The following is an 18,528-nucleotide window of genomic DNA, read 5'->3' as shown; positions in this document are numbered from 1 at the left end:
CGTTTCATCCTGCTACCTCTGCATCATTACCCGACTCCGCCAGCGTGTCGGGGTGGCAACGCAAGTCACCGATTTCCAACACATGGTTTTGCAGCCGGGCCTTGCCCATATCAATTCGGAACTGGCACAGCAGCGCCTCTCCCTTGCGCACTTGCAAGGTGGGTGCATTGGCGTTCATTTCCATGGAGAAAAAGCCGTCGACTTCACTGATCCCACGGCTGGCGTGATTAATGATGTGATGGCCCTTGAGCGGGTTGCCCTGCGGGTCGACCAAGCGGGCGAGCACGGTGACGGTCTGCACCACATTGATTTTGCGATAGTCCACGCCGCCCTTGTTGAGGTGGTAACGGCTGCGTGCTGGCTGGATCGCAGCGGCCGGTACGTGATTGCCTTCAAAGTCAAAGCTCACCACGCTGTTTTTGTACGCAGTCACGGGAATAAAGTTGCGGCCCGCATGCAGCATCGTGCTGCTGCCACTCAGGTCGTCAGCGCGTAATACGATGTCGTTCACATCAGACTCAACGTCAATGATCATGCCGGCGCCGCGACCCTGATGTTGGCTGGTCAGTACGATGTTGTTGCCACCTACGGCCAGGGTGCTGTCCAGATTCAACCCGCCGCTCAGGTTGCCGTTAAAGGAGGAACGCTGAACAAAGCTGTCGCCGTTTATGTGCTGCGTGGCAAAGGTGCTACGGGCACTCAAGCCCACGCCATAGGTGTCGGTGGTGGCGCTGGCCGAGACGTTTTGCAGTACATGACCCTCCAGGTCGCGGCTGTACGTCAGCGAGGCGTTGTTGTCGCGTCCGCCATCACGGTCGGTGCGTGAACCGAGGCTGGCAGACCAGCTTTCGCCGGGGCCGCCGAGTGCCAGGCTGATGGTCACATCAATCCCGCGATTGCGTGTGTAGGCCGAACTCAGGCTGCCCGGACGATCAAACAGCGATAAACGCCAATTGCCATCACTGCCGAACAGGTTGGTGCGCCGGGTCCAGCCCAGATCAATGCCATAGCCTTGGGTATAGCCATCGCTGTGCGACAGGCGCGCACTGAGGCTGCTCACAGGATTGAGGCGGTGAGTGATCGACAGGGACGAATTGCGCGTTTGTCCGATAAACAGCGAGCGTTGGCGCACGCGTGTCCCGTCCGGCAACGTGTCGTAGGTATTGCGCGTATCCAGCCAGCTGCGCGTGTGGTTGAACACCAGGCTGCCATGCCCGTAGTTGTACAGGCCGTTTAGGTCGATCCCGGTGCCATAGTTTTCGGTTTCATATACGTTGGCGTAAACGCTGGCGTTGTGGGCTAGCGTCCAGTCGATTGACGTGCCGTATTGCATGTCGCCTTTGACCTGTCTGCCCGACACGCCCACCACGACCCGCGGGTGCAGCAGGTAATTAATCGACGCACCGCCAGTCATGTCGCCACTGGCCTGCTCATCCCAGTTGCTCCACAACGTGCTTTCTCGCCCCGCAAATACGTTGTAACGCCAGCGTTCATCGTGGTTGCGCCAGTTGTTGGGCTTGTAGATCAGTTCAGGGGAGGTACTGCTGATTTGACCGTCTTCGATCAGCCTCACCTCCACGTCATAAATCCCGCCGGGTAGCGGGCGGGTGTCGAGGCTCTGCAAGCCTGCGTTGACCATTTGGGTATTGATCAGCAAGCCGTTGCGATAGATTTCGACCGTGGCCTGACGGTTAGCGGTGACATAAACAGGGTAAACGCTGGGCCGGGACTGGTTGATTGCCAAGCTGTCGGAGCTGGCGTACATCACCCCCAGCACGGTGTCGGGGTTGGCACCAAAGGTGCGCACTTGCCGGCTCAAACCTTCGGCGTTGGGGGTGAAATACCCCAGGCGCCAAAAATTGCCTGCCCATTCGCGCTGGGTGTAGGCGTCATAAATGGCGTGATACAGCGCCGTGTCATCCGGCCCTCCCATACGGGACAGTTGCAGATTAAGGCTCTGGCTCCAGTTACCCAGACTGCTGCTGGCCTCAAGGCCAAAGCGCCCGGCCAATGCCTCATCCTGCCCGCCGCTGAGATTGAGCTGATTGCGCACCATCAGACCGCGACTGCCTTGCTCCGGCAACGTGTAGTACTGAGGGGCCTGCTGCTCACGCTCGGCATGTTCGGTAAGCAAAGAGAGCAGTGAGTTTTGCAGGTTGTAATGCACGGCCAGCAACTGTTCCGGGCATTGGCTGTGACAGCTGCCCAGTGGCACGCCTTGTTTCAGATAGTCGGCCCATGATTCGCGTTCGCTGATGGGCAGCGCGCGGGTGTCATGGTCGGTGAATTCAAGCAGGGTCAAGCGATCATCGCGTGAAAGCACAATCATCGCTTCACCGATCAGTTGTTGATTGAGTTCTACTTGCACGGCCAAAGGCACGTCAAAAAAGTGCTCTTCGAAGTCCGAAGGCAGCCCCTTGGCTTGTGCGAGCAAGCTCCGCGGCGTCGTGCCAACTGCCGTGGCGGCGGCGAGGGCACTTGCACTGAATATCAAGGCGAGCGCTGCCGCGATGGGCGTCATCGGTAACATTCACGAAATACTCTGATAGCGGGTATTAAAGTGCGCAGGTAGCGCCCGGACGTAGTCGTACAGGCCGGGCGCCTGGCATTACGCGTGTGGCGTTACGGGGTGACGCGCGGCACGTTGTCGAACACCACGGTGTAGGACGCGGTATAGAGCCCCGAGGCGCTATCGGCAGGTTTGGCGGCCGTAATCACCATGTCGGCCTGAGTACCCGGCGTTGAGCTTGCATCGTTCACCACCTCCAGGGGGGTGCCGGTCAAGGTGGTGCCGTTGAACGTGGTGGTCAGGGCGATGTTTTGGTTCAGGTTGCCGTTGAACAGGCTGGTGGGGCCGCCCTCGATATAAGCATGGATAGAACCGTCGGTATTCTTCACGTTGTACACCTGGTGCAGGCTGCTCAGCGTGCCGTTGACCGGGTCATAATTCATGGTTTCGTCTTTACCAAACTCCGGATCTTGCGGCATGACATGGAACACTTTGGTGGGAATGGACGCCTTGATATTGATCAGGCTGCTGGCCTCTCCGGCAGCCAAAGCGTGGGTAGACACGAGCGACAGGACCAGCAGTGAACCCGTAATAACAACCGTTTGTTTAAACATGATAGATACCCTGAAAGTAAGGAATGTGAAGTGCATGAAACCCCTCGCGTCATAAACGCATGCGGCCAGCGTGACAGTGGCCGTATAAACAAATGAGCACGGACTAATTAAGTATGTGCAGGAGGTGGTGAACTTTCGATGCCGGGAAAGTATTAACTAAGTTGTTTGAAGTGCCTATAAAACTTTGCGTAGTTCTGATCCTTTCGTTCTGTAGTACATATCCCTCAATAATCGAAGGAATATTCCGAAGCCTGCTTTTTTGACTGATAAGTAGAAAATAAAACCTATTTATATCAATCACATGGCTTTTGAATATCACTCGGTATTTTTTACGACGCTGAAGGCGTGCATTTGTAGGGGTTTGAGCGGTTAGTTGGGCGGTTTTTTTACGTTATGTCGCAGTGTTGCGTGCAAGTAATAAAGCGGCCCGTGCGTGCGTTATATCATGCTGCGGGCAGTAAGTTATGTCGTGGAGTTGGACGATAATAGTGGCTTGAGTTGTGTTTTAAGTTGTGCTTTAAGTTGTGTTTTATTAAAGCATGAGGAGTAAGCGTGAATGGTCATTCAACACACCTTTGAACGGGGGCAAGAACGCCATGACGGGTTTGAAAAGCGGGCAGCACGTATACGCAGTCCACGGGTCTTCGCGCCCGGCGATTTAAAACTGTTGTTATTAGCCTTGATCGCTGAACAACCCTGCCATGGCTATGACCTGATTTTGCAAATTGAAGGGTTATTCGACGGGGCTTACAGCCCCAGCCCTGGGGTGATTTACCCCACGCTGGCGTTTCTTGAAGCGGGGTTGCTGGTTGAAGTGAGCGTGCAGGGTGACAAAAAAAGCTATGCGATCACGGAGGCGGGACGCTTGTCCCTGAGTCAACAGGCGGTTGCGCTCAATGGCGTGCGCATGCGCATCGAAGTCAGTCGCTCTTCGTTACGCGGGCAGGATCGGCCTGCCGAAATTCATGAGGCCGTGCACAACTTGCGCCACGCCTTGCAATTGCATCATGGCCATTGGAGCCCGCAAGAAATCCAGCGCGTGCATAACTTGCTCAATAACACGGCCAAAGCCATTGTCGACGGGCAATAACCGTCATGGCGGGGGCAGGCTTACAGGGCGCGGGTTGGCGCCGAACTCAGGCTGGCCCCGCGATGAAAAGCCCCATCTTGCGCCGTAGCGGGCCTGCACCCGCTCCAGTGTTTTAGTCCCAACGGACGATGATCCGGCCCTTGCGCCTTCCCATACTGCTCACATGCCTTTGCCCATTCAGGAGCACATGTGAACAGCGCAATCCCTACTGCATTTCACACCCGCATCGAGGCGGGTGTCGCTGAACTGGTCATCGACCGTGCGCCGGTCAATGCGCTGAACAGCCAGCAATGGTCAGACTTGGCGCTCACCCTTGAGGGCTTGGGGCTAAACCCCCAGGTGCGGGTGATCGTGATCCGGGCCGAGGGCCGGGGGTTTTGCGCCGGTGTCGATATCAAGGAGCTGGATGCCCATCCCGAGCTGATCGTGCAGGTCAACGCAGGCAACTACGCGACCTTCAAAGCGATACATCGCAACCCGGTGCCGGTGATTGTCGCCGTGCATGGCTTTGTGTTGGGTGGCGGGATTGGCATTACCGGCGCCGCTGACATCGTAATCGCCTCCGAGTGCGCCACCTTTGCCTTGCCAGAAGTAGACCGCGGCGCGATGGGCGGGGGGGCGCATTTGCAGCGCCTGTTTGCGGTGCAAAAGGTGCGCTATCTGTTTTTTACCGGCGACAGCATCAGCGCCGTCGAGGCGCAACAGTACGGCTTTATTGAACGCGTTGTACCGCGTGAACAGTTGCGCGACACCGCCCTGACTATCGCCCACAAAATTGCCCGCAAAAGCCCGGCGATGATCCGCATTGCCAAAGAAGCCTTGAACGGTATCGAAGACGGCAACCTGGAAGATAAATATCGCTGGGAGCAGGGGTTTACGTTGCAGGCTTACACCTGTGCCGACTCCGCCGAGACACGCCGCGCATTCGTCGAGAAACGCGACGCCACGTTCTGAGGAGCTGACGATGGACCTGACTTACTCCCCCAAGCAAAAGGCCTTTCGCCAGGAAGTCCGGCAGTGGTTGGCGGCCAACCTGCCAAGCGCGCCCCTGGCCAGTTACGACACCCGCGAAGGCTTTGAACAGCATCGACAGTGGGAGGCCAAATTGTTCGACAGCCGCCTGTCGATGGTCATGTGGCCGACCGAGTTGGGCGGGCGGGGTTGCGACCTGATCGAGTGGCTGATTTTTGAAGAAGAATATTACGGCGCCGGCGCGCCGATGCGCGTCAATCAAAATGGCCAACTGCTGCTTGGCCCTACGCTGATGGAGTTTGGCACTGAGGCGCAAAAAAAACGCTTTCTGCCGCGTATGGCGGCCAGTGCCGATATGTGGGCGCAGGGCTGGTCGGAACCCAACGCCGGTTCTGATATGGCCGCCATCACCAGCAAAGCCACCCGCGACGGCGACAGCTATGTGCTTAACGGTCAGAAAACCTGGTCCACGCGCGCCATTTTTGCCGACTGGTTATTTGGCCTGTTTCGCAGCGACCCGGCGTCCAGCCGCCATCACGGCTTGTCGTTTGTACTGGTGCCGCTCAATGCGCCGGGGGTGACCGTACGCCCGATCAAAGCGCTCAACGGCAAGGACGCGTTTGCCGAAGTGTTCTTTGATGAGGTGCGCATCCCGCTGGACAACCGGATTGGCGAAGAAGGCCAGGGTTGGCAGGTGGCAATGGCCACCGCCGGTTTTGAACGCGGGTTGTTGTTGCGCTCCCCGGCGCGGTTTCAATACACCGCCGCCAAGCTAGTGGCGCTGTATCAAGCCAACCGCGCGAGTGCTGACCGTGACCCGACGTTGGGCGAGGCGGTGTGTAAAGCCTGGATGGACGCCCAGGCGTACGCCTTGTCGGCGTATCACACAGTGGGGCGCTTGAGCCGGGGCGCGCAGATTGGCGCCGAGTCCAGCACCAACAAAATCATCTGGTCAGAACTGGATTTGCACCTGCACGAAACTGCCATGCGCATTCTGGGTGCCAGCGGTGAATTGACCGGTAAAGCGGGCGATGGCCATGACTGGCTGGAGGGCTTTCTATTTGCCCAGGCCGGGCCGATCTACGCCGGTACTAATGAGATTCAGCGCAACATCATTGCCGAGCGCATGCTCGGTCTGCCGAAGTGAGGGCGGGTATGGACTTTACCTTTAGCGATGACCAGCTCACGTTTCGTGAAGCCATCAGCCGTTTTTTGATGACCGAAGCCGCGCCCGAAATGCTCCGTGAAATCTGGGAAACCGATGTCGGACGCTCACCGGATTTACGCAACAAAATCGCCGCACAGGGCCTGACCGCACTTTCAGTGCCCGACGCGTTTGGCGGCTTGGGCATGGACGATGTGGCGTGGTCGTTGATGACCCAGGAGCTGGGTTACTACGCCATCCCCGATTCACTGGCCGACACCGCTTACCTCGCCTGTGGCCTGATTGTTGGCCTGGACGGGCGCGTGGCTGAACGCGGCGAATGGTTGCGGGGCATTGCCGATGGCAGCTTGCGCGTCGCCATCGGTCACCCGGTCAACCCGTGGGTGGCCGACGCCGCTCATGCCGACTTGCTGCTGTTGGCCAACGGCGATGACGTGCATGCGGTGGCGCGTGCCCAGGTCGATGTTCAGGTACACCGCAGCATTGATGCCTCCCGCCGCCTGGCTCAAGTCAGTTGGCAGCCGCATGCCGCCACGCGCGTCGCCCAAGGCGAGGCAGGGCGCCTGTTATGGGCGCAGACCGTCAGCCGTGGGGCGTTATCGGTGGCGGGTCAATTGCTGGGGCTGGCGCAACGCATGCTCGACCTGTCAGTGGACTACGCCGCCCAGCGCAAGCAATTTGGCAAACCCATTGGCAGTTTTCAGGCGGTCAAACACCACCTGGCCGATGTGGCGACGCAACTCGAATTCGCCAAGCCCGTGCTGTACCGCGCGGCGTATGCACTGGCCCAAGGCGAACAAAATGCGCACGTCTGGGTGTCGCAGGCACGGCTGGCGTGTTGTGAAGCCAGTTGGCTGGCGGCACGGCATGCCATTCAGGTGCACGGCGCCATGGGCTACACGTGGGAAGTCGATCTGCAAATGTTCATGAAACGCGCCTGGGCACTGGACAACGCGTGGGGTGATCGTGCCCTGCACAAAACCCGGGTGGCGGCGCATGTATTGAGTGGTGCGCCATTAGGCCCCGGCCATACTTTCGAGGACTGAATCATGCCCCAAGCCTATCTTGTGGACGCACTGCGCAGCCCGACCGGCAAACGCAAAGGTGCGCTGGCCCATGTGCATGCCATCGACCTGGGCGCGCATGTGCTCAAGGCGCTGGTGGAACGCAACCCAATCCCGGCCGATGAATACGATGACGTGATCTTTGGCTGCGTCGACACCATTGGCTCGCAAGCGGGCGATATTGCCCGTACCAGTTGGCTGGCGGCGGGTTTGCCGCTCAATGTGCCCGGCACCACGATTGACCGTCAGTGCGGGTCGTCGCAACAGGCGCTGCACTTTGCTGCGCAAGCGGTGATGAGCGGTACTCAGGACGTGATTGCCGTGGGTGGCGTGCAGACCATGACGCAAATTCCGATTGCCTCGGCAATGCTGGCCGGGCAGCCCTTGGGCTTTGCCGACCCGTTTTCGGGCAGCAAGGGCTGGCAGGCGCGCTTTGGCAATCAGCCGGTGAACCAGTTCTATGCCGCACAGCGGATTGCCGATCACTGGGGCATTAGCCGTGAGCAGATGGAAATCTATGCGCTGCACAGTCATCGCCGCGCGCTGGACGCCATCGCCGAGCGGCGCTTTGCTTCACAGATCGTGCCCTGCGAAGGGCTGTGCGACGACCAGACGCCGCGCCACACCAGCCTGGCCCAAATGGCTGAACTGGCGCCGCTCGCCCCTGAGTTCCCGTCGATCACCGCTGCGGTGTCCAGCCAAACCTGCGATGCCTCGGCTGCCTTGCTGGTGGTCAGCGAGGCGGCACTCAAACGCTACAACCTCACCCCGCGGGCGCGCATTCATCACTTGTCCGTCTTGGGGGATGACCCGATCTGGCACTTGACTGCCCCCATCGCGGCCACCCGTACCGCGCTGAAAAAAGCCGGTATGCGCCTCAACGACATCGATCTGGTGGAAATCAACGAAGCGTTTGCCTCGGTGGTCATGGCCTGGGCCAAAGAACTGGACTACGACCCGACCAAAACCAACGTCAACGGCGGCGCCATTGCCCTCGGCCACCCGCTGGGCGCCAGTGGGGCGCGGTTGATGACCGGTTTGCTTTACCAACTGGAACGCAGTGGTGGGCGCTATGGCTTGCAAACCATGTGCGAAGGCGGCGGGCAAGCCAACGTGACGATTATTGAACGCCTTTAGGAGCAGTGAGATGGCTATGTGTGAAGGACGTACCGTGATCATCACCGGCGCCGGTGGCGGTTTGGGCCGCGCATATGCGCTGGCCTTCGCCCGTGAAGGCGCGAATGTGGTGGTCAACGACATCCGCAGTGATGCCGCGCAACAGGTCGCGGATGAAATCCGTGAGCAAGGCGGGCAGGCGCTGGCCAATGGCGATGACATCACCACGGTGGCCACCGCGCAGCACATTGTCGATGCGGCGCTGGCCGCCTTTGGTGAGGTTCACGTACTGGTCAATAACGCCGGGATCTTGCGCGACCGTATGTTTATCAGCCTCAGTGAAGAGGAGTGGGACGCCGTCATGCGCGTGCACCTGAAGGGGCATTTTTGCCTGGCCAATATTTTGGGCAAACGCTGGCGCGATCAGGCCAAGGCCGGTCAGCCGGTGGCGGCGCGCATTATCAACACCAGCTCGGGTGCGGGGTTGCAAGGCTCGGTGGGGCAGTCCAATTACAGTGCGGCAAAGGGCGCGATTGCCGCCTTGACGCTGGTGCAAGCGGCCGAACTGGCGCGCTATGGCGTCACGGCCAACGCCTTGGCACCGGCTGCGCGCACCGCCATGACCGAAAGCGCGATGCCCGATGTGGTGAAAAAACCGCAACACGGCGGTTTCGATGCCTGGGCACCGGAAAACGTCGCGCCGTTGGTGGTGTGGCTGGGCAGCGCGCTGTCTGGTCATGTGAGCGGGCAAGTCATTGAAAGCCAGGGCGGGCGCCTGTCATTGGGCGATGGTTGGCGTACCGGCGTGACCTGCGATAAAGGCGCGCAATGGCGACCTGAAGAAATCGGCGAGGCGCTGGACCGGATCCTCGCCCAAGCGCCTGAGCCGCAGCGGGTGTGGGGCAGCTGACGTCGCCAGCGTTCACACAATGCAGTGTTTTTTGAGAAGGGCCTCCAACCATGAAACCAGCTCCCCCCTACGTTCCCGGCCATCAACTGCTGGCCGGCAAGTCAGTGTTGATTACCGCCGCCGCAGGCGCAGGCATCGGCTTTGCTGCCGCCAAACGCTGCGCCGAAGAAGGCTGCCGCGCCTTGATGATTTCTGACATTCACCCGCGTCGTCTGGAGGAGGCGGTAGAACGCCTCAAGGCCCAAACCGGCTTGCAGGCGGTGTTCGGGCAACTGTGCAACGTGACCGTCGAAGCCCAGGTGCAAGCCTTGGTCGCGGCGGCTGAAGACGCATTGGGCGGTGTCGATGTGCTGATCAACAATGCAGGCTTGGGCGGGCAGGTGCGGCTCACTGACATGAGCGACCAGCAGTGGTCGTCGGTGCTCGACATTACCCTGACCGGCACTATGCGCATGACCCGTGCCATGCTCCCGCACATGGAAAAACGCGGCGCCGGGGCCATCGTCAACAACGCGTCGGTATTGGGTTGGCGCGCACAGAAGGAGCAGGCGCATTACGCTGCCGCCAAGGCCGGGGTCATGGCACTGACCCGTTGCAGCGCACTGGAAGCCGCCGAGAGCGGGGTGCGGATCAACGCGGTCGCTCCGTCGATTGCCCTGCATGATTTTTTGAAAAAAGCCTCCAGCCACGAACTGCTGGAACAACTGGCCAGCGGTGAAGCTTTTGGCCGTGCCGCCGAAGTGTGGGAGGTGGCCAATGTGATGGTGTTTTTGGCCAGTGACTACGCCTCGTACATGGTCGGCGAAGTATTGCCGGTCAGTTCGCAACAGGCGTGAGGGGCCGTCCATGAGTACGCTTTTCAGCAGTGCCAAGCAGTTGCAGGACGCACAGGGGATGGACCTGGGCCACACCGACTGGCTGCGGGTGACACAACAACGCATCAACCTGTTTGCGGAGGCCACCGGCGATCATCAATGGATTCATGTCGACCCTGAGCGCGCCGCGCACGGCCCGTTTGGTGCGTGCATCGCTCACGGTTACCTGACCCTGGCGCTGGCGAACCTGTTTATGCCCCAGCTCATGCAGTTCGCCAACCTGGCGATGGGGGTGAACTACGGCACTGACCGCTTGCGCTTCCCGGCAGCGGTCAAAGTTGGTTCGCGGGTGCGTGGCCATGGCGAAGTGCTGAGCGTCGAGGCGCTGGGTGACACGCTGCAAGCCGTGGTGCGCATCAGCATCGAAATCGAGGGCAGCCAACGCCCCGGTTGTGTGGTGGACACCATCAGCCGTTACACCTTCAACCCTCTTGAACAGTGAGCTTGAACATGAATGCACAGGATGTGGTGATCGTCTCCACCGCCCGAACGGCGTTGAGCAAGTCTTTTCGTGGCGCTTTCAACGACACCGAAGCCCCTGTGCTGGGCGGCCATGTAGTGCGCGCGGTGGTGGCGCGTGCCGGGATCGAACCGGGCGCCGTTGACGACGTGATCATGGGCGCGGCGGCGCAGCAAGGCACTCAGGGTTACAACATCGGCCGTCTGTGCGCGTACACCGCAGGCTTGCCGGACACCGTGCCGGGCATGGCGGTTGACCGCATGTGCGCCTCGGGGTTGATGAGCATTGGCATCGCGGCCCAAGGCATCCTGGCGGGCGACCTGTCGATTGCCGTGGCCGGTGGCGTCGAGTCGTTGTCGCTGACGCAAAACGCCCACAAAAACACCTACCGCGCCCAGTCCCAAGCCGTCATCGAGTGCATGCCAAGCGCCTACATCCCGATGCTGGAAACCGCCGAAATCGTGTCACGCCGGTACGGCATCAGCCGCGAGGTGCAAGACGCCTACTCGCTGCAAAGTCAGCAGCGCACGGCGACGGCGCAGGCGGCGGGTTTATTTGCAGAAGAAATCGTGCCGCTGGCAGCGCGCAAACTGCTGTTTGACAAAGAAGGCAAGGCAGGCGGCCATCAAGACGTGATTGCCGAGCGTGACGAGTGCAATCGTGCGTCCACCACGCTGGACGATTTGGCTGCCCTCAAACCGGTCTGGAAAGAGGGCAAGTGGGTGCAGCAGGGCGAATTCATCACCGCGGGCAACGCCTCGCAGTTCTCTGACGGCGCGGCGGCGGTGTTGTTAATGAGTCGCGCCCAGGCCAAGCAGCGCGCACTTGAACCGCTCGGTGTGTATCGCGGGCTGGCCGTGAGTGGCTGCGCCCCTGAAGAAATGGGCATAGGCCCGGTGTTGGCGATCCCCAAATTACTCAAGCGCTTTGGCCTGACCGTATCGGACATCGACCTGTGGGAAATCAACGAGGCGTTTGCCTGCCAAGTGGTCCACTGCCGCGACTTTTTGCACATTCCCAACGAGCGCTTGAACGTCAATGGCGGAGCCATCGCCATCGGGCATCCGTTTGGCATGTCGGGCACACGCATGGTGGGCCATGCCTTGTTGGAAGGCCGTCGGCGTGGTGCGCGTTTTGTGGTGGTAGCGATGTGCATTGGCGGCGGCATGGGTGCGGCCGGGCTGTTTGAACTCAACTAACCGCCAATCCCTGGCAGGCGCGTTGGATTGGGTCACTGGCAGCCCTTTTGGATCCAGATACGGTATAACCCTTCACTGCTCTGTTTTGAGGTGTTCAGGTTATGCAAAACCCGTCGCAACGGCCGCTGTGGCAGATCTATCTGATCTTTCTGGCGCCGATGGTGCTGTCCAACTTTTTGCAAAGCTTCTCCGGCACGCTGAATGGCATTTACATCGGGCAGATGCTGGGTACGCAGGCACTGGCGGCGGTGTCGGGCATGTTTCCCATTGTGTTTTTCTTTATCGCGCTGGTGATCGGCCTGGGAGCGGGTGCATCGGTGCTGATCGGGCAAGCGTGGGGCGCCCGTGAAACCACAATGGTCAAGCAAATTACCGGCGCCACCCTGACCTTGGGCCTGTTGATCGGGTTGATTGCCGCCGTGGTGGGCAGCGTGTTCGCCCGTGCGGCGTTGCAAGGGTTGGGCACGCCCGTCGATGTGCTGGACGATGCGGTGGCCTACGCGCGGATCATGATGCTGATCATGCCGCTGCTGCTGGTGTTCATCTTGTTCACGCAGTTGCTGCGCGGCGTCAGTGACACGGTTTCGCCGTTGTTGGCACTGATGGTGTCCACCGTTGTGGGTTTGTTACTGACACCGGCGCTGATTCTGGGTTGGGTGGGGTTGCCGCCGCTGGGGATTCAAAGCGCCGCCTATGCCGGGCTGGTGGGCAATGTGTTGGCCATGCTGTTTCTGGGCCTGCGTTTGCGCCACAAAAAAAGCGTCATGGCGCCGGACCGTGAACTCTGGGCGGCGCTGCGCCTGGACCGTGCCATTTTGGCCAAAGTGCTGCGCATCGGCTTGCCGACCGGGGTGCAGATGGTGGTGCTGTCGTTGTCGGAGCTAGTGATTCTGGCATTGGTCAACAGCCACGGCTCGCAAGCCACGGCGGCCTATGGAGCGGTGACGCAAATCGTCAATTACGTGCAGTTCCCGGCGCTGTCGATTGCCATCACCGCATCGATTCTCGGCGCCCAGGCCATTGGCGCCGGGCACATCGAGCGCATTGGCCCGATTCTGCGCACCGGCCTGATGATCAACCTGTGGCTGACCGGCGCTCTGGTACTGTTGGGCTATGTGCTGTCGCATTGGTTGCTGGGCTTGTTTATCACCGACGTCGAAGCGCGGGTACGGGCTGAGCACCTGTTGCACATCATGCTCTGGAGCATTCTGTTCTTTGGTTTTCAGGCGGTGGTGGGCGGGATCATGCGCGCCAGCGGCGTGGTGCTGGTGCCGATGGGTATCACCATCTTCTGCGTAGTGGCGGTTGAATTGCCGGTGGCCTATGCGCTGGATGCGCATTTCGGCCTGCAAGGGGTGTGGATGGCCTTTCCGGTGACCTACCTGACCATGCTGGCTTTGCAAACCGCCTACTACCGTCTGGTGTGGCGTCATAAACAGATCCAGCGCCTGATCTGAAACGCGCAATCGCTGGCCGTTACCTGCGCGGTAACGGCCCGGTGAGCCCCTTGAACAACCCCCTCACGCCCAGCTAGGCCATTTGGACGATGTGCCTGTGACTGCCCGGTCTGATTATCGAGGCCAGGTTGCTGCGACCTCGCCGCTGAGTTCGTCACAGCCTCCACGACTATAAAAAGAAGAGGACTGGCCGTATGCAATTCGCCCTTCTACTGCCTCGTGCCGCGAGGTATCGATCATGCGTTCGCTAATCGGTTATCTGGTGTGCCTGATCGTTGCCGTCACCATCGCATTCACCTTCACCCCCCGCACAACACTGGACGTCGCTGGCGAACCGCTGCGCGCCGACCGCTTGCAAATCAACGGCATGGTCTACCTCGACCAGCGCGTGGTGGCGGTGGGCGAGCGCGGCACGGTGTTGCTCAGTGATGATCAGGGCGCGTCCTGGCAACCGGCCACGGTGACGCCGCAACGGGATTTGACCCTCACGGCGCTGGTGGCGTTGACCGACAGCAGCCTGTTGGCCGTTGGGCATGACGGCTGGATTTTACGCTCTGACGATCAAGGCGCTCATTGGGCCGAGGTGCGTTACGACAGCGAACTGGCTGAACCCCTGCTGGGCATCTGGAGTGCCGGCGCGCAGCAGGTCTTGGCGTTTGGCAGTTTCGGCAAGTTTTATCAGTCCGATGACGCGGGCCGCACCTGGCGGGCGACGGCGTTGAGTGTCGACAGTGCGCACCTGAATGGCATGGACGGTGGCCCTGACGGGCGGCGCATGGTGGTGGGCGAGCAAGGGCTGGTGATGCGCACCGACGACGCGGGCCAGCACTGGCAGACGCTGCCGGCGTTTTACAACGGCTCGCTGTTTGGTGTGGTGCGTTTGAGCGCCGAGCGCTGGGTGACCTATGGCATGCGCGGCCATGTGTTCGTCAGTCAAGACTTTGGCCAGTCCTGGCAGCAGGTCGCCGTGGGCAACACGCTGCCACTCTATGGTCATGTGTTGCTGCCCAAAGGGGACGGCGTGCTGATCGTGGGGGCAGGCAGCTCAATGGTGCGCCTCGATGGCACAGGGCAGCGGGTCAGCGCGACACGTTTGCCGGGGCTGGGCACCTTGACCTCGGCGGTCATCGTCAACGCAGGGCGCTTGTTGGTGGGCGGTGAACGCGGAGTATTTCAGGGCACGGACGCCAGCGTTGCTGCGCGGACTCAATAAGGAGCGCTAAATGAACGTCGCTAACTCCACGGTTACGCGGCTGGTCGAGCGCACTGCCGATTGGCTGATCCATTGGCGCAAAGCGTTGCTGGCGCTGTTTGTAGTGTTGACCGTGGCGCTGGGTTACAGCGCCACCCGCACCCAACTCGATCCGGGGTTCAACAAGCAAATCCCGGTGCGCAATGCCTACATGGTCAACTTTCTCAACTTCAGCCAGTACTTCACCGGTGCCAACCGCTTTTTGGTCAGCGTGAAGTGGAAGGGTGAGGGCGATATTTACAACCGCGAATTTCTCGACACGCTGAATAAAGTCACCGACGAGGTGTTCTTTATTAATGGCGTGAGCCGCGCCAGCGTCACGTCTCTGTTCACCGCCAATGTGCGCTATATCGAAATCACCGAAGACGGTTTTTTCGGCGATGTGGTCGTACCGCCACGCTTTACCGGTTCGCGCGAAGACCTGGATCAGGTGCGTAACAACGTGGCGCGCTCGGGGCAAATCGGGCGCCTGGTGGCCCACGACTTGACCTCATCAATGGTGCGCGCGGACCTACAGGAGCAGGACCCAAAAACCGGCAAGCCGGTGTCGTATGCCCAAGTGGCGCAGCGTCTGGAAAACATTCGTGCCCAGTACAGCAGCGACAACATTGAGATCAATATCGTCGGTTTCGCCAAACTGGTGGGCGATGTGGTTGAGGGGCTGAACACGGTCATCGGCTTCTTTGTGATTGCGTTTGTGATCACCGCCTTGCTGCTGTGGCTGTATTCGCGCTCGTGGCGCCTGACGCTGGTGGCACTGGTGGTGGCGTTATTGCCGGTCATTTGGCTGTTGGGCCTGCTGCCGCTGCTGGGGTTGGGCATCGACCCGATGTCGATTCTGGTGCCGTTTTTGATTTTCTCCATCGGCGTGTCCCACGCGGTGCAAATGACCAATGCGTGGAAGCAGGACGTACTGGCCGGCCACACCTCGGTGCAGGCCGCGCACGGTGCGTTCTGCAAGATTTTCATTCCAGGCTCGCTGGCACTGCTGATGAACGCGCTGGGGTTTGGCGTGATCATGCTGATTGATATCCCCATCGTGCACGAACTGGGGGTTACCGCCTGCATTGGTGTGATGCTGATGATCATCACCAACAAACTGATGCTGCCGATCATCCTGTCGTACCTGACGCTTGAAAGCAGCGCCTTGCGTCAGGGCCGCAAGGCGGCGGGCAAGCACCCGCTGTGGTGGCGGCTGTCGGCACTCGCCGAACCCAAGCCTGCGTTGGCGGTGTTCGCCATCAGCTTGCTGCTGCTGGGTGTAGGCGCCTACAAAGCGCGTGATCTGGCCGTGGGGGACATCGGGATGGGCGCGCCGGAGCTGCGGGCCGATTCGCGTTACAACCAGGACAACCAGAAAATCATCAGCAGTTACTCCATTGGTCTGGACGTGATGTCGGTGTTCGTGCAGGTCTCGGGTGTTGAAGAAGGCTGCCTGGCACCGCAGGTGATGCGGGCCGTTGAGTCGTTCGATTTTCAGATCCGCAGCGTGCCGGGGGTGCAATCGGTGCAAAGCGTGGCGGGCATGAGCAAGAACGTGATTGCCGGCAACAATGAGGGCAACCCGCGCTGGTCGGCGATTCCGGGGTCTGAGCGCGGGTTGAGTCAGGGCGCGCGGGCCTATATGCCCGATGATGGCCTGGTGACCGAAGGCTGCCAGCGCATGCAGATTCTGGTGTTCCTCACCGACCACGAAGGCGCGACCGTGAGCCATGTGATCAACGAAACCAAGCGCATCATTGACGGTTTGCAAAGCCCGCAGGTGACGTTCTTGCTGGCGGGTGGCAACGTCGGGGTGATGGCGGCTTCCAACGAGGCCGTCAAGCAGGCAGAAGTGGTGATGCTGGCGGCGTTGTTCGGTTCGGTGGCGCTGTTTTGCTGGCTGACGTTTGGTTCGTTGCGGGCTGTGCTGTGCATTTTGGTGCCATTGGCGATTGTCGCTATCTTGTGTAACGCGCTGATGGCGACACTGGGCATCGGCCTGAAGGTGGCAACGTTGCCGGTGATGGCGTTGGGCGTCGGGGTGGGGGTGGATTACGGTATCTACCTGTACGAGCGCATTGAGCATGAAATGGCCGACGGCAAGGACTTGCGCACCGCGTTTTATCAAGCCATGTGTCAGCGCGGCACCGCGGCCGTGTTCACCGCGCTGACCATGTCGATCGGGGTGTGTACCTGGGCGTTTGCTCCGCTCAAGTTCCAGGCGGACATGGGCGTGCTGCTGTCGTTTATGTTCTTGGTCAACGTGCTGGGAGCGATCTTTTTACTGCCCGCGCTGGCGGCCTGGTTCAACCTGGGGCGAGCGCTGGTCAAGGTCAAAAAACGGGCCAATGAACCCGCGTGCGGGCATTACCCGCATAAATCCGGCGTCGCTGCCAAGGGCATCACAAACCTGTGAAACAGAGGCCGGGGGGCGATTGCAGGAGGTTCTGCATTGCCCCCACACTGAGGCCGCTTTGCGCGGCATTGACGGATTAACGGGCAGGCGCTGATGCGCCCGCCACTGGCAACCATAACAATAAAAAAGGGCAGGTCTTGAACCGCGCCCATTGCGAGGAAACGTCCATGGATACAGTGACCTTGAACCATCAGACCCTGGCCAGCCTGGGGGTTGAACTGAGCGATTACGACCACTTGGTCGGCAGCTTTTATGACGGTGCGCTGGACCCAAAAGTCATGGGCCGCACGTTGTGCGCCGTGCGTGCGATGTTCAAGGCCAATTACGCCACGCTGATTTTGCGCGTGCCGGATCAGCCCGACATGGGTTTGATGATTGTGGCGGGGGATATCGAGGGCGAGGGTGAGCTGACCTATCAAACCTACCCGCAAACCAACACCCCGTTCATCGGTCAGGCGCTGGATCAAGTGTTCACCGTCGAAGACTTGATGAGCGAGGCAGACTGGGTCGCTTCGGCGTATTTCAAAGCCTACTGCGGTCAACAGAACGTGTACCACGTGATGGGGGCGGACATCTCCACGCCGGAGGGTGGCAAGCTGCGGTTTCGTATTACCCGACCTAAAACCTCCCCGGCGTTTTCTCAGGCCGACCGTGCCTTGTGCAGCCTGTTTTTGCCGCATTTGCGCCGCGCCCTGCACATGCACAACCTGCTGGACCGCAGCGAGTCGATCAGCGAGCTGTATTCGCAAGCCATCAGTCGCCTGTCTGTGGCCACGCTGGTGCTGGATGAGACCGGCAAGGTGTTGCGTTTGAACCCGGTCGCCGAAGAAATCCTCAACAGTGGCGACGGCCTCAAATTGGTCGGCGGCCGCCTTGAGGCTACATACCCCAGTGATAACCGCGAGCTACAGCGTTTGGTCAAACACGCATTCAGTGCCCAGGTGCGCGAAGGTGGCGTGACGGCGGACGCCATGTCAGTCACCCGGCCCTCGGGCCAGGTCAGCCTGGGGGTCGTGGTGGAAGCGATTCCTTCGCTGGAATGGGCCGAAGGCAAGAGCAAGCCGGCTGCCGTGGTGTACATCCGCGATGCGGTCGGCAAGTCGCTGGCCAGTGAGGTGGTGACCAAGCAACTGTTCAACCTGACCAAGGCGGAGACGGCGCTGGCGATGGAGTTGGCCAATGGTTTGTCGCTGGAGGAAGCCGCAGAAAACCTCAATATTCGACGCAACACCGCGCGCGCCCATTTGCGCTCGATTTTTTCCAAGACCGGTGTGCGGCGCCAGACCGAACTGGTGAGGATTTTACTGAACAGCGTGGTCGCGCTGGGAAAGCCCAAGTGCGCCTTGCAAGCGCCTGAGCGAGTGGTTGTACCCGCGCCCAAATTGGCCCGCAGCCTCCGTCAGAGCGCGTGACCCGTTTTTTTAAAGCCTGTTGACGGTGACGCTCA

General features: G+C 60.2%; 15 protein-coding genes. 13 read left to right on the top strand and 2 right to left on the bottom strand.

What is annotated here, in order from left to right; genetic code table 11:
* Positions 1-4: 4 nt before the first annotated feature.
* Both ACP7A4_RS11795 and ACP7A4_RS11790 read right to left on the bottom strand, forming a co-directional pair.
* Complete coding sequence (locus tag ACP7A4_RS11795; RefSeq protein WP_426246972.1) at positions 5-2,530, bottom strand: TcfC E-set like domain-containing protein; 2,526 nt, start codon at positions 2,528-2,530, stop codon at positions 5-7.
* A 92-nt stretch (positions 2,531-2,622) separates the two neighbouring features.
* Positions 2,623-3,123 carry a CS1 type fimbrial major subunit gene (locus ACP7A4_RS11790; protein ID WP_426246970.1) on the bottom strand — a complete coding sequence of 167 codons (501 nt, stop codon included), beginning with the start codon at positions 3,121-3,123 and terminating at the stop codon, positions 2,623-2,625.
* 556 nt (positions 3,124-3,679) lie between these two features.
* Here ACP7A4_RS11790 and ACP7A4_RS11785 point away from each other — a divergent pair.
* The 13 genes from ACP7A4_RS11785 to ACP7A4_RS11725 all read left to right on the top strand — a co-directional run bounded on the left by ACP7A4_RS11785 (position 3,680) and on the right by ACP7A4_RS11725 (position 18,493).
* Positions 3,680-4,213, top strand: coding sequence for a PadR family transcriptional regulator (locus tag ACP7A4_RS11785; RefSeq protein WP_203303557.1), 534 nt, complete (start codon positions 3,680-3,682; stop codon positions 4,211-4,213).
* A gap of 201 nt (positions 4,214-4,414) precedes the next feature.
* The gene (locus tag ACP7A4_RS11780) at positions 4,415-5,167 is read left to right on the top strand and encodes an enoyl-CoA hydratase family protein (protein ID WP_120752321.1); all 753 of its coding nucleotides are present in this window, start codon (positions 4,415-4,417) and stop codon (positions 5,165-5,167) included.
* A gap of 10 nt (positions 5,168-5,177) precedes the next feature.
* Entirely contained in the window at positions 5,178-6,332 is a 1,155-nt protein-coding gene (locus tag ACP7A4_RS11775) for an acyl-CoA dehydrogenase family protein (protein WP_426246968.1), read from the top strand.
* Between the two features lie 8 nt (positions 6,333-6,340).
* Entirely contained in the window at positions 6,341-7,396 is a 1,056-nt protein-coding gene (locus ACP7A4_RS11770) for an acyl-CoA dehydrogenase family protein (RefSeq protein ID WP_203303559.1), read from the top strand.
* 3 nt (positions 7,397-7,399) lie between these two features.
* Positions 7,400-8,551, top strand: a complete 1,152-nt coding sequence (locus ACP7A4_RS11765; protein WP_426246966.1) for an acetyl-CoA C-acetyltransferase — start codon at positions 7,400-7,402, stop codon at positions 8,549-8,551.
* Between the two features lie 10 nt (positions 8,552-8,561).
* A complete protein-coding gene (locus ACP7A4_RS11760; protein WP_059762167.1) occupies positions 8,562-9,440 on the top strand; it encodes an SDR family oxidoreductase in 879 nt (292 codons plus the stop codon).
* A gap of 50 nt (positions 9,441-9,490) precedes the next feature.
* Positions 9,491-10,276, top strand: coding sequence for an SDR family oxidoreductase (locus ACP7A4_RS11755; protein ID WP_059762168.1), 786 nt, complete (start codon positions 9,491-9,493; stop codon positions 10,274-10,276).
* A gap of 10 nt (positions 10,277-10,286) precedes the next feature.
* Positions 10,287-10,757: a MaoC family dehydratase gene (locus tag ACP7A4_RS11750; RefSeq protein WP_059762169.1), complete on the top strand. Its 471-nt coding sequence runs from the start codon at positions 10,287-10,289 to the stop codon at positions 10,755-10,757.
* An 8-nt stretch (positions 10,758-10,765) separates the two neighbouring features.
* Entirely contained in the window at positions 10,766-11,974 is a 1,209-nt protein-coding gene (locus ACP7A4_RS11745; protein WP_203303562.1) for an acetyl-CoA C-acyltransferase, read from the top strand.
* A 101-nt stretch (positions 11,975-12,075) separates the two neighbouring features.
* Positions 12,076-13,431 carry an MATE family efflux transporter gene (locus tag ACP7A4_RS11740; RefSeq protein WP_059762171.1) on the top strand — a complete coding sequence of 452 codons (1,356 nt, stop codon included), beginning with the start codon at positions 12,076-12,078 and terminating at the stop codon, positions 13,429-13,431.
* 238 nt (positions 13,432-13,669) lie between these two features.
* Positions 13,670-14,644: a WD40/YVTN/BNR-like repeat-containing protein gene (locus tag ACP7A4_RS11735; protein WP_203303563.1), complete on the top strand. Its 975-nt coding sequence runs from the start codon at positions 13,670-13,672 to the stop codon at positions 14,642-14,644.
* 10 nt (positions 14,645-14,654) lie between these two features.
* Positions 14,655-17,081, top strand: a complete 2,427-nt coding sequence (locus tag ACP7A4_RS11730; RefSeq protein ID WP_426246962.1) for an efflux RND transporter permease subunit — start codon at positions 14,655-14,657, stop codon at positions 17,079-17,081.
* A 167-nt stretch (positions 17,082-17,248) separates the two neighbouring features.
* Positions 17,249-18,493, top strand: coding sequence for a helix-turn-helix transcriptional regulator (locus tag ACP7A4_RS11725; protein WP_059762174.1), 1,245 nt, complete (start codon positions 17,249-17,251; stop codon positions 18,491-18,493).
* Positions 18,494-18,528: the final 35 nt, after the last annotated feature.

This window comes from Pseudomonas sp. TWR3-1-1, from assembly GCF_049896545.1.
Taxonomy (GTDB): domain Bacteria; phylum Pseudomonadota; class Gammaproteobacteria; order Pseudomonadales; family Pseudomonadaceae; genus Aquipseudomonas; species Aquipseudomonas weihenstephanensis.
This window is presented reverse-complemented; position numbering and strand designations above follow the sequence as displayed.

Excerpts from the sequence above, each read along its gene's own strand:
- ACP7A4_RS11795 (WP_426246972.1), bottom strand. The coding sequence starts at position 2,530 with ATGTTACCGATGACGCCCATCGCGGCAGCGCTCGCCTTGATATTCAGT.
- ACP7A4_RS11790 (WP_426246970.1), bottom strand. The coding sequence starts at position 3,123 with ATGTTTAAACAAACGGTTGTTATTACGGGTTCACTGCTGGTCCTGTCG.
- ACP7A4_RS11785 (WP_203303557.1), top strand. The coding sequence starts at position 3,680 with ATGGTCATTCAACACACCTTTGAACGGGGGCAAGAACGCCATGACGGG.
- ACP7A4_RS11775 (WP_426246968.1), top strand. The coding sequence starts at position 5,178 with ATGGACCTGACTTACTCCCCCAAGCAAAAGGCCTTTCGCCAGGAAGTC.
- ACP7A4_RS11770 (WP_203303559.1), top strand. The coding sequence starts at position 6,341 with ATGGACTTTACCTTTAGCGATGACCAGCTCACGTTTCGTGAAGCCATC.
- ACP7A4_RS11765 (WP_426246966.1), top strand. The coding sequence starts at position 7,400 with ATGCCCCAAGCCTATCTTGTGGACGCACTGCGCAGCCCGACCGGCAAA.
- ACP7A4_RS11760 (WP_059762167.1), top strand. The coding sequence starts at position 8,562 with ATGGCTATGTGTGAAGGACGTACCGTGATCATCACCGGCGCCGGTGGC.
- ACP7A4_RS11755 (WP_059762168.1), top strand. The coding sequence starts at position 9,491 with ATGAAACCAGCTCCCCCCTACGTTCCCGGCCATCAACTGCTGGCCGGC.
- ACP7A4_RS11750 (WP_059762169.1), top strand. The coding sequence starts at position 10,287 with ATGAGTACGCTTTTCAGCAGTGCCAAGCAGTTGCAGGACGCACAGGGG.
- ACP7A4_RS11745 (WP_203303562.1), top strand. The coding sequence starts at position 10,766 with ATGAATGCACAGGATGTGGTGATCGTCTCCACCGCCCGAACGGCGTTG.
- ACP7A4_RS11740 (WP_059762171.1), top strand. The coding sequence starts at position 12,076 with ATGCAAAACCCGTCGCAACGGCCGCTGTGGCAGATCTATCTGATCTTT.
- ACP7A4_RS11735 (WP_203303563.1), top strand. The coding sequence starts at position 13,670 with ATGCGTTCGCTAATCGGTTATCTGGTGTGCCTGATCGTTGCCGTCACC.
- ACP7A4_RS11730 (WP_426246962.1), top strand. The coding sequence starts at position 14,655 with ATGAACGTCGCTAACTCCACGGTTACGCGGCTGGTCGAGCGCACTGCC.
- ACP7A4_RS11725 (WP_059762174.1), top strand. The coding sequence starts at position 17,249 with ATGGATACAGTGACCTTGAACCATCAGACCCTGGCCAGCCTGGGGGTT.